Origin of the sequence: Mesorhizobium sp. M0633, assembly GCF_040320645.1 — a bacterium.
In the GTDB taxonomy this organism is placed as follows: domain Bacteria; phylum Pseudomonadota; class Alphaproteobacteria; order Rhizobiales; family Rhizobiaceae; genus Mesorhizobium.
This window is the reverse complement of record NZ_JAMYQC010000004.1, coordinates 156,403-169,718: the sequence shown is the minus strand read 5'-3', so window position 1 is coordinate 169,718 and position 13,316 is coordinate 156,403. Positions and strand designations below refer to the sequence as shown.

General features: G+C 62.8%; 15 protein-coding genes. 8 read left to right on the top strand and 7 right to left on the bottom strand.

Going from position 1 to position 13,316, the window contains the following annotated elements; all coding sequences use genetic code 11:
• Window positions 1-131 precede the first annotated feature (131 nt).
• Window positions 132-851 (top strand): class I SAM-dependent methyltransferase, encoded by a 720-nt coding sequence (locus NKI47_RS05895; protein ID WP_352588328.1) that lies wholly within the window; start codon window positions 132-134, stop codon window positions 849-851.
• A 56-nt stretch (window positions 852-907) separates the two neighbouring features.
• On the opposite strand, the gene NKI47_RS05890 is transcribed toward NKI47_RS05895, so the two are convergent.
• Window positions 908-1,402: a DUF2244 domain-containing protein gene (locus NKI47_RS05890; RefSeq protein ID WP_023675281.1), complete on the bottom strand. Its 495-nt coding sequence runs from the start codon at window positions 1,400-1,402 to the stop codon at window positions 908-910.
• Between the two features lie 22 nt (window positions 1,403-1,424).
• On the opposite strand from NKI47_RS05890, the gene nth reads away from it, so the two are divergent.
• The gene (gene nth, locus NKI47_RS05885; protein WP_352588325.1) at window positions 1,425-2,246 is read left to right on the top strand and encodes an endonuclease III; all 822 of its coding nucleotides are present in this window, start codon (window positions 1,425-1,427) and stop codon (window positions 2,244-2,246) included.
• A 34-nt stretch (window positions 2,247-2,280) separates the two neighbouring features.
• On the opposite strand, the gene NKI47_RS05880 is transcribed toward nth, so the two are convergent.
• The 4 genes from NKI47_RS05880 to NKI47_RS05865 all read right to left on the bottom strand — a co-directional run bounded on the left by NKI47_RS05880 (window position 2,281) and on the right by NKI47_RS05865 (window position 5,967).
• Window positions 2,281-3,792 (bottom strand): tripartite tricarboxylate transporter permease, encoded by a 1,512-nt coding sequence (locus NKI47_RS05880; protein ID WP_352588322.1) that lies wholly within the window; start codon window positions 3,790-3,792, stop codon window positions 2,281-2,283.
• 9 nt (window positions 3,793-3,801) lie between these two features.
• Complete coding sequence (locus NKI47_RS05875; RefSeq protein WP_352568215.1) at window positions 3,802-4,269, bottom strand: tripartite tricarboxylate transporter TctB family protein; 468 nt, start codon at window positions 4,267-4,269, stop codon at window positions 3,802-3,804.
• A 79-nt stretch (window positions 4,270-4,348) separates the two neighbouring features.
• Window positions 4,349-5,326 carry a tripartite tricarboxylate transporter substrate-binding protein gene (locus tag NKI47_RS05870; RefSeq protein ID WP_352588319.1) on the bottom strand — a complete coding sequence of 326 codons (978 nt, stop codon included), beginning with the start codon at window positions 5,324-5,326 and terminating at the stop codon, window positions 4,349-4,351.
• 185 nt (window positions 5,327-5,511) lie between these two features.
• The gene (locus NKI47_RS05865; RefSeq protein ID WP_352453993.1) at window positions 5,512-5,967 is read right to left on the bottom strand and encodes a DUF2214 family protein; all 456 of its coding nucleotides are present in this window, start codon (window positions 5,965-5,967) and stop codon (window positions 5,512-5,514) included.
• A 225-nt stretch (window positions 5,968-6,192) separates the two neighbouring features.
• Here NKI47_RS05865 and NKI47_RS05860 point away from each other — a divergent pair, with 225 nt between their 5' ends.
• The 6 genes from NKI47_RS05860 to NKI47_RS05835 all read left to right on the top strand — a co-directional run bounded on the left by NKI47_RS05860 (window position 6,193) and on the right by NKI47_RS05835 (window position 12,185).
• Entirely contained in the window at window positions 6,193-6,732 is a 540-nt protein-coding gene (locus NKI47_RS05860; protein WP_352576228.1) for a GNAT family N-acetyltransferase, read from the top strand.
• Window positions 6,733-6,939: 207 nt separating this feature from the next.
• Window positions 6,940-7,917, top strand: coding sequence for a Bug family tripartite tricarboxylate transporter substrate binding protein (locus NKI47_RS05855; RefSeq protein WP_352588314.1), 978 nt, complete (start codon window positions 6,940-6,942; stop codon window positions 7,915-7,917).
• A gap of 158 nt (window positions 7,918-8,075) precedes the next feature.
• The gene (locus tag NKI47_RS05850; protein ID WP_352453996.1) at window positions 8,076-8,609 is read left to right on the top strand and encodes a tripartite tricarboxylate transporter TctB family protein; all 534 of its coding nucleotides are present in this window, start codon (window positions 8,076-8,078) and stop codon (window positions 8,607-8,609) included.
• Window positions 8,610-8,613: 4 nt separating this feature from the next.
• The gene (locus NKI47_RS05845) at window positions 8,614-10,137 is read left to right on the top strand and encodes a tripartite tricarboxylate transporter permease (protein ID WP_352568211.1); all 1,524 of its coding nucleotides are present in this window, start codon (window positions 8,614-8,616) and stop codon (window positions 10,135-10,137) included.
• A 15-nt stretch (window positions 10,138-10,152) separates the two neighbouring features.
• The gene (locus NKI47_RS05840; RefSeq protein ID WP_352465929.1) at window positions 10,153-11,337 is read left to right on the top strand and encodes a CaiB/BaiF CoA transferase family protein; all 1,185 of its coding nucleotides are present in this window, start codon (window positions 10,153-10,155) and stop codon (window positions 11,335-11,337) included.
• Window positions 11,334-12,185, top strand: a complete 852-nt coding sequence (locus tag NKI47_RS05835) for a citryl-CoA lyase (RefSeq protein WP_352465928.1) — start codon at window positions 11,334-11,336, stop codon at window positions 12,183-12,185. Before NKI47_RS05840 ends, NKI47_RS05835 begins: the two co-directional genes overlap by 4 nt.
• Before the next feature lie 78 nt (window positions 12,186-12,263).
• On the opposite strand, the gene NKI47_RS05830 is transcribed toward NKI47_RS05835, so the two are convergent.
• Together NKI47_RS05830 and NKI47_RS05825 are read right to left on the bottom strand one after the other, a co-directional pair.
• Window positions 12,264-12,773 (bottom strand): NUDIX hydrolase, encoded by a 510-nt coding sequence (locus NKI47_RS05830; RefSeq protein ID WP_352465927.1) that lies wholly within the window; start codon window positions 12,771-12,773, stop codon window positions 12,264-12,266.
• Between the two features lie 129 nt (window positions 12,774-12,902).
• The gene (locus tag NKI47_RS05825) at window positions 12,903-13,208 is read right to left on the bottom strand and encodes a hypothetical protein (protein ID WP_023675294.1); all 306 of its coding nucleotides are present in this window, start codon (window positions 13,206-13,208) and stop codon (window positions 12,903-12,905) included.
• Window positions 13,209-13,316: the final 108 nt, after the last annotated feature.

Below are 13,316 nucleotides of genomic sequence, written 5' to 3'. Positions count from 1 at the left end.
TTCGCGGCGCCGATCACCACCCGAAACTTGCTTTCCCGCAGCATGTACCCAGATAGAGTCGGCTTTGAATGGGAAGGACGGTCGTGGCTGGTGAAAAAGTAAACTTGACCGGGGCAAAGGAGACTTTGCTTTTGACACTTTACGGCAAGGCGCTGGAGAGCCGGCTGCCCAATTCGCTGCTCAGGGACTACTTTGCCGACGAGGCGGTGCGCAACATCGATTATGATTTCTCACGGCTCAAGGTCGACAACAATCTCGGCATCGGTCTAGCAATCAGGGCAAAGACGCTGGACGTCTGCGTTCAGGACTTTCTCGCCCGAAATCCTGACGCCATCGTACTGCATCTCGGGTGTGGGCTCGATACGCGCATATTCCGTATCGACCCGCCAGCCGGCGTGGACTGGTTCGACGTCGACTATCCCGAAGTCATCGATCTCAGGCGCAAGCTCTATCCAGTGCGGGATCACTACCATCTGATCGCTTCGTCGGTCACCGAACCTGGATGGCTGAACAAAGTACCTCGGGATCGCCCGGCCATAGTCGTGGCGGAAGGCCTGACTCCCTACCTGGGTGCCGAGGAGGGGCAGCAACTGTTTTCTCGTTTGGTGGGACATCTTTCGAGCGGCGAACTGGTTTTCGATGCCTATAGTCGCCTGGGACTGAAGATCATTCGCCTCAATTCCTCCTTCCGCGCCACCGGCGCCGAGGTCCACTGGAGCATCGAGAACCCGCATGAATTGGAGCGAGCCGTTCCGAAGCTGCGGTTCGTCGAGGACATCCCTGCCTATAAGCCGGAACATGCCGCTCGCATGCGCTGGTTCGCGAAACTGTTCGTTCGCCTTTGGAAATAATTCCAGCATTGCGCAAGATCGGCAGGCTGTTGCGCTATCGGTTCTGAAACGCTGGCTCAGCGCGCCTTGGCGGCTGCCAGAGCGCGCGAAAATGCGGTGGCAAAACTTTCGCGGTCGGCAGGGTTGAGGAAGCCGCCGATCGAGACGGTTTTTCCTTGCGCCTCGACCGCCATTCTGGTGATGCCGATCTCGGCGTGGCGGGCGATCGAAAAGCGCGCCCAGAACGGATTGAAGCGGTGTGCTTCCGATTTGCCTGACGGGGCAGTCTTGCGGATGTCGAGGCTGGTGCGCGACACCGATACCTCCTCGCGAGCCCGGGCGGCACGATAATTGGCGCGGAAGGCGATGTAGACGGCGATCACGTCGAGGCCGAAGAAGCCGAACACCGGCCAGGCGCCGCGCGACAGAAAAAAAGCTCCGGTCACCAGCCAGCCGAACAGCAGGGCGCCCATCAGGATGGCAAAGCCGGTCTTGCCCAGCGACCGGTGCGGTGTCAGCAGCGCCTGGAAAAATGGCTCGTCGGCCTGAAATGAGGCGTTTGTGTCGCTCATTGGGGAATATTATAGGAAGGCAATGACAAGCCCCAAGCCCAAAAACTCTTCTGCGCTAAAAAAAGACCTGTTGCCCGGCCGCCGCGACGGCTCGAACGTCAAGCCGCGTCCGCGGCCGGCGAGATCGCGGGCGCTTTACAGCGCGGCCGAGGTGCATGAGATTTTCCGGCGCTTTTCCGTTCAGCGGCCGGAACCGAGGGGCGAGCTCGAACATATCAACGCCTTCACGCTGTTGGTGGCGGTGGTGCTTTCGGCTCAGGCGACGGACGCCGGCGTCAACAAGGCGACGCGGGCGCTGTTCAAAATCGCCGACACGCCGCAAAAGATGCTGGCGCTAGGCGAGGCCAAGCTCGGCGACCATATCCGCACCATCGGGCTATGGCGCAACAAGGCCAAGAACGTCATCGCGCTGTCGGAGGCGCTGATCCGCGACCATGGCGGCGAGGTGCCTGAGGATCGCGATCAACTGGTCGAGCTGCCGGGTGTCGGCCGCAAGACCGCCAACGTCGTGCTCAACGTGGCATTCGGCCAGCATACGATGGCGGTCGACACGCACATCTTCCGCATCGGTAACAGGCTCGGCCTGGCGCTGGGCAAGACGCCGGAACAGGTCGAGCAAGGTTTCCTGAAGATCATTCCGGATGAATATATGCGGCACGCGCATCATTGGCTGATCCTGCACGGCCGCTATGTCTGCAAGGCGCGCAAGCCGGATTGCCCGGCCTGCGTCATCGCCGATATCTGCAAGGCCAAGGAAAAGACGACCAGCGTGCCTGCACCGCTGGTCGAGATCGCGCCGCTCGGGCCAGTAGAAGCGGCTACTGAGTCAGTGCCCGGCAAGTGACTCTGAAGTTCCTCGTATGTGGCGCCGTCCACATTCAGGAACTCTCCTCGACGAACACCTCCTCGCGCTTCTTCCTGACTGCGGGGAGAAACACGATGACGAGCACGGCAAGCGCGATGAGGAGCAGGCTGGCGCTGATCGGCCGCGTCACGAAGGTGCTCGGATCGCCGCGCGAGAGGATCATGGCGCGGCGTAGGTTTTCCTCGAGCAGCGGGCCGAGCACGAAGCCGAGCAGCAGCGGCGCAGGTTCGCAGCGCAGCTTGGTCAGGAGGTAGCCAAGCAAGCCGAAGAAGGCGACGGCATAGAGGTCGTAGACGTTGGTGTTGACGCTGTAAACGCCGATCGAGCAGAACGCCATGATGATCGGGAAGAGCACATAGTAGGGGATGGTAAGAAGTTTCACCCAAAGCCCGATCAGCGGCAGGTTCAAGATGATCAGCATCAGATTGCCGATCCACATCGAGGTGATGATACCCCAAAACAGTGCAGGCTGTTCGATGGCGACATTGGGGCCGGGCACGATGCCCTGGATGATCATCGCGCCGATCATCAGCGCCATTACCGGGTTGGCCGGAATGCCGAGCGTCAGCATCGGGATGAAGGAGGTTTGGGCGCCGGCATTGTTGGCCGATTCCGGTCCGGCGACGCCTTCGATGGCGCCCTTGCCGAATTCCCCGGGATTTTTCGAGACACGTTTTTCGACGGTGTAGGAGGCAAAGGCGGCAAGGATCGCGCCGCCTCCCGGCAGGATGCCGAGCGCCGAACCGATGATCGTTCCGCGCACGATGGGAGCCGCCATGCGCCGAAAATCTTCGCGGGTCGGCATAAGGCCGGAGATCTTTCGGATCAGCACGGAACGCTCATGCTCGTTTTCGAGGTTGCGCAGTATCTCGGCGACGCCGAAGACACCGACCGCCACTGCGACGAAATTCAGCCCGTCGGCATATTCGCGGATACCGAGTGTGAAGCGGGGCGTACCGGTGTAGATATCGGTGCCGACAAGTCCCAGCAGCAGGCCGAGCACGACCATAGCCAGCGCCTTGACGATCGAGCCGTGGGCGAGCGCGACGGACGAGACCAGGCCGACGATCATCAGCGAAAAATACTCGGCCGCGCCGAATCTCAGCGCTATCGCCGTCAGCGGTGGGGCAAAGATGGCGACGAGGAAGGTCGACACCGTGCCGGCAAAGAACGAGCCTATCGCCGCGGTCGCCAGGGCTGCTCCGGCGCGGCCGTTCCTGGCCATCTGATAGCCGTCGATTGCGGTGACGGCCGACGAGGATTCGCCGGGCATGTTGATGAGAATGGCGGTGGTCGAGCCGCCATACTGCGCGCCGTAATAGATACCGGCGAGCATGATGAGAGAGGAAACCGGGTCGCCGATCTGGAAGGTGATCGGCAACAGCATGGCGATGGTTGCGGTGGCACCGATGCCGGGCAGAACGCCAATCAGCGTGCCGAGAAGGACGCCGATCAGGCAGAAACCGAGGTTTGCCAAAGATGTGGCTGTCGAAAAGCCGAGTGCGAGGTTGTTGAGGAGTTCCATTTCATCTCCTCACAACGACAGTGGCAACCACGGGCCGAAACGCCGAAACGGCAGGCCGAGTGCGTAGCTGAAGACGACGAATGCGAACAGCGTCAGGCCGGCTGACAGCACGAGTGCAGTCAGCGGCTTCATACGGCCGCTACCGAAAGATGCGATCAGCGCCGTCAGGAAGATCGACGGGATGAAGCCGAGGCCGCGCACCGTCAGGCCGAAGAAGATCGGAGCAGGCAGGATGAACAGCATGCCGCGCCACGCAATGTAACCGATCGGCTCACTCTCGAAGCGCACTGCCTCGACTAGGATGACGGCGCCGAGCAGAATGAGCACGATCGCCAGAACCAGGGGGAAATAGCCCGGCCCCATGCGAAAGGCGGTGCCGATTTCGAGGCCCAGCGACTGCAGCGCGAAAAAGGCGCCAATAAAGATCAACAGCGCGGCGCATATGCCGTTGGTTCTGTCGATTGCGAAAGGTTTCATGGCGTCCTCCCGGCCCGCCTCACGGGCGTGCCGATGCCGGTGTAAAAACGGGGCGCTGGCGGCGCCCCGTTGAAAACCTTTAGTCGGCGTACTGGCCGGCCGCTTCGATGATCGGCCTCCAGCGCGCAATCTCACTTTCCAGCTTGGCCTTGAGCGCGGCCGGCGTGGCATCGGCCTCGGGCGACGGCTTGGTGCCGAGTTCGGCAAATCGGGCGACGACGTTCTGGTCCTTCAGCGCCACCTGCAGAGATTTCGACAGGCGTTCGGTGATCTCGGCCGGCGTGCCCTTGGGTGCATAGATGCCGTGCCAGATGCCGACCTGCACCTGGGGAAGACCGGCCTCTATCGTCGTCGGCACGTCCGGCAGCACGTCTAGCCGTTGCGGCGAGGTTACGGCATAAGCCTTGATCGTGCCGCCCTGGATCTGCTTGGTGGTATTGGTCGTCTGGTCGCACATGATGTCGACCTGGCCGCCGAGAAGATCGGTCATGGCCGGGCCGGTGCCCTTGTAGGGTACGGTGACCAGCGGCGTGCCGATGGCGCTCATAAACAGCATGCCGCACAGATGCGAGGCGGCACCGATCCCGGCATTGGCAACGGTGATGCTGTCCTTGTTGGCCTTGGCGTAGTCGACCAGCCCCTTCAGATCGGTCGGCTCGAGGTCCTTGCGGCCGACGATGGTCATCGGCACCTCGGTGACGAGGCCGACATATTCGAATGCGTTCAGCGTGTCGTAGGCGAGCTTTCTGTAGAGCGTAGCACTTGTCGCCATGCCGATGTGATGGAGGAGCAGCGTGTAGCCGTCAGGCTCGGCATTTGCGACGCGGCCGGCGCCCAGTGTGCCGCCGGCGCCGCCGACATTCTCGACGATGACCTGCTGGCCGAGGTCCTTCGACATGGCTTCCGCGACAAGACGCGTGACGGTGTCAGTAGGGCCGCCGGCCGAAAACGGCACGACAATGGTGATGGTGCGTTCGGGGTAGGTCTGCGCGCCAGCGGCCGGTGGGTAAAGCATGGCGGCCGCAGCGACAGCCAGCGCGGCGACGAATTTTCTCATCGTGATTCCTCCCATGATACGAATTACCAACCGCTGCGTGGAGTTCCTCTCAAAACTGACTGTAGATGGAGCAATAACTAGCGCAACCCGACAAATGACAATCGGGCTCAAACGGCAAACTGCACGTCTATCCGCGCAAATGAGTGGGAAGGCTGGGCCGTGCGATGCCCTTCCTCCAACCTATGCTAGTAGCCATAGCCGCGCGCCATCGCCGCCGCGAACACCGGGATCAAGAGGAAGATGAAGGCCGCGGTGCGGACATAGGTGCGAACGGACGCTAGCTCCGCCGCAGGCACCTGGAAGCCGGAACTGGCGCTCGCCTGCCTGTTCCAGGACAGGAATCGGACGGTCGGGATAATCGACAACAGGCCGACAATTGCGAAAGCGGCCATCTTTGCCCAGAACATCCAGTTGTAGACGTAGAATTCCCAGCCCTTGAGACCATAGATGACGCGGCCGATGCCGGCGACGATGATCAGCATGGCGATGATGCCGTAGTGGCGATCGATGCCGACAAGCCGCTTCAGCGTCGCGGCGGACAAGTCGCTGCGGATCAGGACGAACTCGGCGCCGATGATGCCTGCCAGCGAAAACACCAGCAGATGATGGAAGATGGCAAGCACAAGGTCGGTGGTGTCCATGCTGTTCCCCTCTGTCGGACGGCAGCGCCGAAACCGAACGCACGTGAACCAATACTGGCGAAAAATAACACTGCTTGGCAGAATTCACATCAGCCTGGAAGATAATCTACACAGCCTTGGCTCTTGTTTTACGCAACGGATTTTGATTCCCAGTCTCATGCATGTCGCTGTCCTAACCGTTGGATGACCTGCATTAGGCACCGGCAACACAACCGAGACATGACCATGGCCAGTCCGCATACAATTGTCGCCCCAGTGATTGAGACCTCTCGCACGGTCCTGCGGCCGCACCGGCTGGACGATTTCGACGCCTATGTCGCAATGTGGGCCGATCCCGTCGTCACCCGTTTTATCGGCGGCAAGCCGCGCACGCGGGAGGAAAGCTGGATGCGTTTCCTGCGCCATGCCGGCCTGTGGTCGCTTCTGGGCTACGGCTTCTGGGCGATCGAGGAAAAGGCGACCGGCCGCTTCATCGGCGAGGCCGGCTTTCACGATCTGAAACGCGACATGACGCCGTCGATCGAGGGCATTCCGGAGGCCGGCTGGGCTCTGGTTTCGGGCGTGCATGGCCAGGGGTTGGCCAGCGAAGTCGTCGCACGGGTGCTTGCCTGGGGCGATGAGGCATTTGCAGCCGCGAAGACCGTCTGCATCATCGATCCGGAAAACACCGGCTCGCTGAACGTCGCGGCAAAATGCGGTTATGGCGAAGTGCTGCGAACCGTCTACCAAGGCAAGCCGACCATCCTGCTGGAGCGGCAACCCTGACGGATGCTGTTTGGCACTGCCTGCCACGTCGTCTTCGGGCGTCCGGTCCGCCAGCCTGAAAATCGCGCAGGCCGATTGTGCCGCATGCGGCGTGTTCTGTCTTTGACAGGAGGACGCAAACTCTGCATGAATTTTATCGAGCGGGTCTGAAGTCAGGCCACGTTTCTGGCAGGCACCGGAGGAGGTGTCGCGATTTGGAGGAATCCCATGCTGAACAGACGCCGATTCTTGATGAGCACCGCGGCAGCAGGTGCTGCCGGACTCGCGCAATCGCATTTTATCCCCGCCTTCGCGCAGGACGCGCCGCAGCTGCAGATTTTCGTGCCGGCGGCGCCAGGCGGCGGCTGGGACCAGACGGCGCGCGCCATGGACCAGGTGCTGCGCAGTGAAAAACTTGTCTCCGGCTCGCAGATCACCAATGTCGGCGGCGCCGGCGGTACTGTCGGCCTGCCGCAATTCGTCAATCAGTGGAAGGGCAAGGGCAATGCGCTGATGGTGGCTGGCATGGTCATGGTCGGCGCGATCATCGCCAACAAGGCGGCTAACAACCTTACCGAGGTCACGCCAATCGCCCGCCTTACTGGCGAGTTCGAGGCGCTTGTGGTGCCGGCCGCCTCGCCGTTCAAGACGGCCGCGGACTTTGTCGCTGCTCTCAAGGCTGACCCGACGCAGGTTCCGGTTGCTGGCGGTTCGGCCGGCGGCTCGGACCATATATTGTTCGGCCTCATCGCCAAGACCGTTGGTGTTCCGGCCACCAATCTTTCCTATGTGCCGTTCGCCGGCGGCGGCGAGGCGCTTTCGGCGCTGCTCGGCAACCAGGTCGCGGCCGGCATCTCCGGCTATGGCGAGTTCGCCGAACAGGTCAAGGCGGGTGCGCTGCGGCTGCTGGCCATCTCCGCGGACAAACGCCAGGAGGGGATCGATGCGCCGACGATGAAGGAAGCCGGCATAGATGTCGAGCTGTTCAACTGGCGTGGCGTCTTCGCACCGCCCGGCGTCTCGGACGCCGACAAGGCAGCAATGATCAAGCTGATCGAGACCATGGCCAAGAGCGACGCCTGGGCCACCGAATGCAAGAACCGCAACTGGACGCAGATCCTGCTCACCGGTGACGATTATGCGAAATTCGTCGCAGAAGACACGGCCCGCATCGGGACGATCCTCAAGGACCTCGGCCTAGCGTGATGCTCTCGGCAAGGGGCGGCAGCCTGCGCCAACCCTTGCCGACTTTCGCCAGCCGCATGGACATACGCGGCGCCGGAGGTGAAACTACGCCGAGATCGGCCGAGTGAGACCGGTCCAAGGAGAACCGGCCCGAAGGGACCGACATTGGGAGGACGATGATGAGCACCAGCGACCAGCCGGCGCCGCCGCGCCTTGCAGTGCCCGAACTGCTGATCGGCGTCGGGCTCCTCGCCTGTGCCGGTGCGGTTGCCTGGCAGACGCTGGCAATCCCGGTGTCGCCGCTCTATTCCAAGGTCGGTCCGACCGTCTTTCCCTACATCACCATGACCGGGATGATGATCCTGTCGCTGCTGCTCATCATTGCCGCCTTGCGGGGCGGATGGCAGCCGGAGGACGAAAAGGAGACGCCGACCGACTGGAAGGCGATGGGCATCGTCGCCCTCGGACTGATCGCCAATCTGGTGCTGATCCAGCCGCTCGGCTTTACCGCTGCATCTGTCATCATGTTCGTTCTCATCTGCCACGGTTTCGGCAGCCGGCGTCCGCTGCGTGACGTGCTGCTCGGGCTGATCCTGGCGCTGGCCGCCTATTTCGGCTTTGCCAGGGCGCTTGGCGTCAATATCGGCGCCGGCTTCATCGAAAACCAGCTGAACGCGATCGTCGATTCGGTCGTTGCCATGCTGAGGGGCTGACGCCATGGAAACGCTCGGCCATCTCGCGCACGGATTTTCGGTCGCCTTCTCGCCGATCAATCTCATATGGTGCCTGGTCGGCACCACGCTGGGGACTGCGATCGGCGTGCTGCCCGGCCTCGGGCCGGCACTGACCATCGCGCTGCTGTTGCCGATCACCTATCAGGTGGCGCCGGAGGCGTCCTTCATCCTGTTTGCCGGCATCTACTACGGCGCCATGTATGGCGGCTCGACGACATCGATCCTGCTCAACACGCCTGGCGAAAGCGCCACCATCGTCACCGCGCTGGAAGGCAACCGGATGGCCCGCTCCGGCCGCGGCGGTGCGGCCCTGGCGACCTCGGCGATCGGCTCCTTCGTCGCCGGCACGCTGGGCACCATCGGCGTTGCCTTCCTGGCGCCGATCGTCGTCAAATTCGCGCTGGCCTTCGGCCCGGCCGAATATTTCTCGCTGATGGTGCTGGCCTTCATCACGGTTTCGGCAGTGCTCGGCTCGTCGTCGGTGCGCGGCCTGACCAGCCTGTTCGTCGGCTTCGTCGTCGGCATGATAGGCGTCGACCTGCAGACGGGGCAGCCGCGCTTCACCTTCGGCACGAGCGAATTGCTCGACGGCGTCGACGTCATCGTCGTCGCCGTTGGCCTGTTCGCCGTTGGCGAGACGCTTTACATGGCCTCGCGCCGTTATGCCGGTAAGGACGATATCGTGCCGTTGAAAGGGTCGCTCTATATGACCGCGGCCGAATGGTCGCGCTCGTGGAGGCCATGGCTGCGCGGCGCCCTGATCGGCTTCCCGATAGGCGCCATGCCGGCCGGCGGCGCCGAAATCCCGACCTTCCTGTCCTATGCGATCGAGAAGAAACTCTCCAGACACAAGGAGGAGTTCGGCACCGTCGGCGCCATCGAGGGCGTTGCCGGGCCGGAGGCCGCCAACAATGCATCCGCGGCCGGCGTGCTGGTGCCGATGCTGACGCTCGGCCTGCCGACCTCGGCGACGGCCGCGATCATGCTGTCGGCGTTCCAGAGCTACGGTATCAATCCGGGGCCGCTGCTGCTGACGACACAGGCCGACCTGGTGTGGGGGCTGATCGCCAGCCTGTTCATCGCCAATTTCATCCTCGTCGTCCTCAACCTGCCGCTGATCGGGCTCTGGGTGCGATTGCTGAAGATCCCGGCCCCGCAACTCTATGCCGGCATCCTGGTGTTCGCCACGGTTGGCACTTACGGCATCTCGCAATCGCCGATCGACCTCGTCATCCTCTATCTGCTCGGTGCCGCCGGCTTTCTGATGCGGCGTTTCGATTTCCCGACCGCGCCCGTCATCATCGGCATGATTCTCGGGCCGCTTGCCGAAACGCAGTTCCGCCGCGCGATGACCATCTCCAACGGCGATTGGACGGTGTTCTACAAGCATCCGCTGTCGCTGACGCTGCTGACGCTGGCCTTCATCGGGCTGGTTGGACCGCATATCTGGGCCTACATCGAGCACAGACGCATGCGTGGACCGGAGCACGTGCCGGGCGATGCCTGAGCTGTTCGTGACGTCATGACAGACCTGCTTTCCGGCATCCGCATCCTTGACCTGACCAATGTGCTGGCCGGCCCCTATTGCGCCTACCAGCTGGCGTTGCTCGGGGCCGACGTCATCAAGGTCGAGACGCCGCAAGGCGGTGATCTGGCGCGCCAGCTCGGCGCCTCGCCGGAGCTCAACCGGGCGGGCATGGGCGCTTCGTTCCTGGCGCAGAATGCCGGCAAACGCTCGGTGGCGCTCGATCTCAAGCAGGAGGCCGGCCGCGAACGCTTCCTCGATCTGGTCGCTTCGGCCGACGCGCTGGTCGAGAATTTCCGCCCCGGCGTAATGGACCGGCTGGGGCTTGGCCATGCCAGGCTGAAGGAGGTCCGGCCAAGCCTTGTCTATTGTGCGATATCGGGCTTCGGCCAGACCGGGCCGATGCGCGACAATCCAGCCTACGACCAGATCATCCAGGGTCTTTCCGGGATTATGAGCATCACCGGTACACCGGAAACGGCGCCGCTGCGTGTCGGCTATCCGGTTGCCGATACGCTTGGCGGGCTGGTCGGGGCGTTCGCCATTACCGCCGCATTGGTCAAGCAGAAGACGACAGGCGAGGGCGCGTTCCTGGACGTGTCGATGCTCGAATGCACGCTTTCTGCGCTCGGCTGGCCGGTGTCGAACTATCTGACGGCGGACGTCGAGCCGCAGCCGATGGGCAATGAAAACATGACGGCCGCACCGTCTGGCGCGTTTCGCACCGGCGACGGCTTGCTCAACATCGCAGCCAACAAGCAGGAGCAGTTCATCGCGCTGTGCCGATTGATCGGCCGGCCGGAGCTGGCCTCGGATGTCCGCTTTGCCGAGCGAGAAACGCGCAAGCAGAACCGCATTGCATTGAAAGCGCTGATCGAGGATGCCTTGGCGAGCGGCTCGGCCGCCGCCTGGGAGGAGACGTTCAATCGCGCCGGCGTGCCGGCAGGCCGGGTGCTGACAATCCCGCAGATACTGCAGGAGCAACAGGTGATCGAGCGCGGCATGACGGCGCGCTTCCAGGCTGTGTCCGGAATGGACAAGCCGCTGACCGTGGTGCGCGGCGGCTTCATGGTCGATGGCAAGGCACCTTTGCCGAGCAGGCCGCCGCCGGGGCTGGGCGAGCATATGGACGAGGTTTTTGCCGACCTGCCGCCACGCGCCAAGAAAAGAGCGAAGGCATGAGCGGAACGCAAAACAAGACTGGTCGCGCGCGCGGCGAGGAATGGTGGCAGACCGGCATCATCGAGATGCGCCCCGGCGTCATCCGGCTGCGCGGCTATGAAATCCAGGATCTGATCGGTCGCGTCAGCTTTCCGGCAATGATCTGGCTCATGCTGCGCGGCGAAACGCCAAGCGAGGAGCAGGCGGCGCTGCTTGGCATCGCGCTGGGTGCTGCCGTCGACCATGGGCCGCAGGCGCCGTCGATCGCCATCGCCCGTATGGCGATCACCTGCGGCGTCGGCATCAACAGCGCCATGGCATCAGCCGTCAACGTGCTTGGCGATGTGCATGGCGGCGCCGGCGAACAGGCGCTTTCCTTCTACGGAGACATCGCTGCCGAACTGGACGCCGGCATGCCGCTTGCGGACGCCGTGTCGGCGCGGCTCGATCGTTTCCTTGCCGGGGAAAACGGTTATGTGCCCGGGCTCGGCCATCGTTTCCATCCGGTCGACCCGCGGGCGCCCCGCCTCATCGAGCTAACCCGCGACTTTGCCGCGCGCGGCATCGTCAGCGGGCGCTTCGCCGATATCGCCGAGGCGATCGAGGCCGAGGTGGCGCGGCGCAAGGGCAAAAAAATCCCGCTCAATATCGACGGCGCCACGGCCGTCATCTACGGCGAGCTCGGCTTTCCGCCGCCGCTGACGCGCGGCCTTTTCGTGCTGTCGCGCTCGGTCGGCATCCTCGCACATGCGTGGGAACAGTCGCAGGAAAGCGACCGCAACAAGGGGCCGCTGCCGCGCGAATGGCTGTGGGCCTATACCGGCACGCCGGCGCGGCCTCTGCCCGAGGAAGACGATGGCAGTCAGTGAGGCATCGGTTCAAGAGACGGCGGCGGCGGGCGCTGGAACCAATTCCATCCCGACACAGTCGGGGCAGGCCTCCATCTTCTATTGAGCGGGATCTTTTCCGAACGCCGGACCCTGCTTTTTGGGATTATGCTCCAGCTCGGCAATCCTGATGTTCCTCACCAGCGTCGAAAGATCCGGCTCGTCGATGAGCAACGCCGCGTCGGCTGGTGCCAGCCACGCACGCTGACGCCTCTTGGATTCCTGCCAGTCGGCAAGTTCCTCGGTTACCTCCAGCAAATAGACGACGACGTCGACACGGACGAAGCGGTTCGCCAGCCGCTTCCAGTAGCAATAGGTGCCGGCCGGCTGTTTCAGTGTCTTGCCGAGAACGCCGGCTTCTTCCTGTGCTTCGATGGTGGCCGCCTTGCGGCCGCTCTTGCCCTTCATCGGCCAGCCCTTCGGCACAATAAAGCGCCTTGTCGTTCGCGATGTGACCAGCATCACCTCGACTTCGCCATGCTCGTTCAGCCGAAACGGAATCGCCGCGACCTGGCGAATCCGGTCGCCCTCCCTTGCCTTGCGTACGACCTTCTTCTTGCTGGCTGCCATTCGATAATCCAGTCGAGGCGGTGCCCAAACGGCAAGGGCAGCGTTGCAAAGTCGGCCGCTTTCAATGGGGCGCAAGCGGAGCGGTTTCCACAATATATAAGTCGGCTAAATAAATGGAAGGGCCGGTCGTCAGCGGCAGGTGCTGACAAAGCCGCTCCCCGACGGCAGCAACTGGCAAGTTGGCCTCATCTGCGGCACCTCCTGCCGTTGCGGTGTTGGGATTTGGCGATCCTGGGCACGGTACTGCTGTTGCTGCTGCTGGTATTGCTGCCGCCGCAGCCTGTTCTCCAACATCTGCAACTGGTCTTGCTGGATCAACACGTTGCGGTCGGCGGGACTGACGACCTGTGCCGATGCAGCAGGATTTACGCCCGACAGCATCGCCGCGGTCAGCATTGCCGACCCTAAAAACGTCAATAGACGAAGCCGTGACATCCATTCATTCCCGCACAAAACCGATCTTTCCTTAATATAGGGCTTTTGTCCGACGACACCATGGCCGCCGCTGATTTGAAGCGGATTGGAAGAGGCATTTCGGCTTCG

Excerpts from the sequence above, each read along its gene's own strand:
- NKI47_RS05860 (WP_352576228.1), top strand. The coding sequence starts at position 6,193 with ATGGCCAGTCCGCATACAATTGTCGCCCCAGTGATTGAGACCTCTCGC.
- NKI47_RS05825 (WP_023675294.1), bottom strand. The coding sequence starts at position 13,208 with ATGTCACGGCTTCGTCTATTGACGTTTTTAGGGTCGGCAATGCTGACC.
- NKI47_RS05890 (WP_023675281.1), bottom strand. The coding sequence starts at position 1,402 with ATGAGCGACACAAACGCCTCATTTCAGGCCGACGAGCCATTTTTCCAG.
- NKI47_RS05865 (WP_352453993.1), bottom strand. The coding sequence starts at position 5,967 with ATGGACACCACCGACCTTGTGCTTGCCATCTTCCATCATCTGCTGGTG.
- nth (WP_352588325.1), top strand. The coding sequence starts at position 1,425 with ATGACAAGCCCCAAGCCCAAAAACTCTTCTGCGCTAAAAAAAGACCTG.
- NKI47_RS05850 (WP_352453996.1), top strand. The coding sequence starts at position 8,076 with ATGAGCACCAGCGACCAGCCGGCGCCGCCGCGCCTTGCAGTGCCCGAA.
- NKI47_RS05835 (WP_352465928.1), top strand. The coding sequence starts at position 11,334 with ATGAGCGGAACGCAAAACAAGACTGGTCGCGCGCGCGGCGAGGAATGG.
- NKI47_RS05870 (WP_352588319.1), bottom strand. The coding sequence starts at position 5,326 with ATGAGAAAATTCGTCGCCGCGCTGGCTGTCGCTGCGGCCGCCATGCTT.
- NKI47_RS05845 (WP_352568211.1), top strand. The coding sequence starts at position 8,614 with ATGGAAACGCTCGGCCATCTCGCGCACGGATTTTCGGTCGCCTTCTCG.
- NKI47_RS05875 (WP_352568215.1), bottom strand. The coding sequence starts at position 4,269 with ATGAAACCTTTCGCAATCGACAGAACCAACGGCATATGCGCCGCGCTG.
- NKI47_RS05830 (WP_352465927.1), bottom strand. The coding sequence starts at position 12,773 with ATGGCAGCCAGCAAGAAGAAGGTCGTACGCAAGGCAAGGGAGGGCGAC.
- NKI47_RS05840 (WP_352465929.1), top strand. The coding sequence starts at position 10,153 with ATGACAGACCTGCTTTCCGGCATCCGCATCCTTGACCTGACCAATGTG.
- NKI47_RS05855 (WP_352588314.1), top strand. The coding sequence starts at position 6,940 with ATGCTGAACAGACGCCGATTCTTGATGAGCACCGCGGCAGCAGGTGCT.
- NKI47_RS05880 (WP_352588322.1), bottom strand. The coding sequence starts at position 3,792 with ATGGAACTCCTCAACAACCTCGCACTCGGCTTTTCGACAGCCACATCT.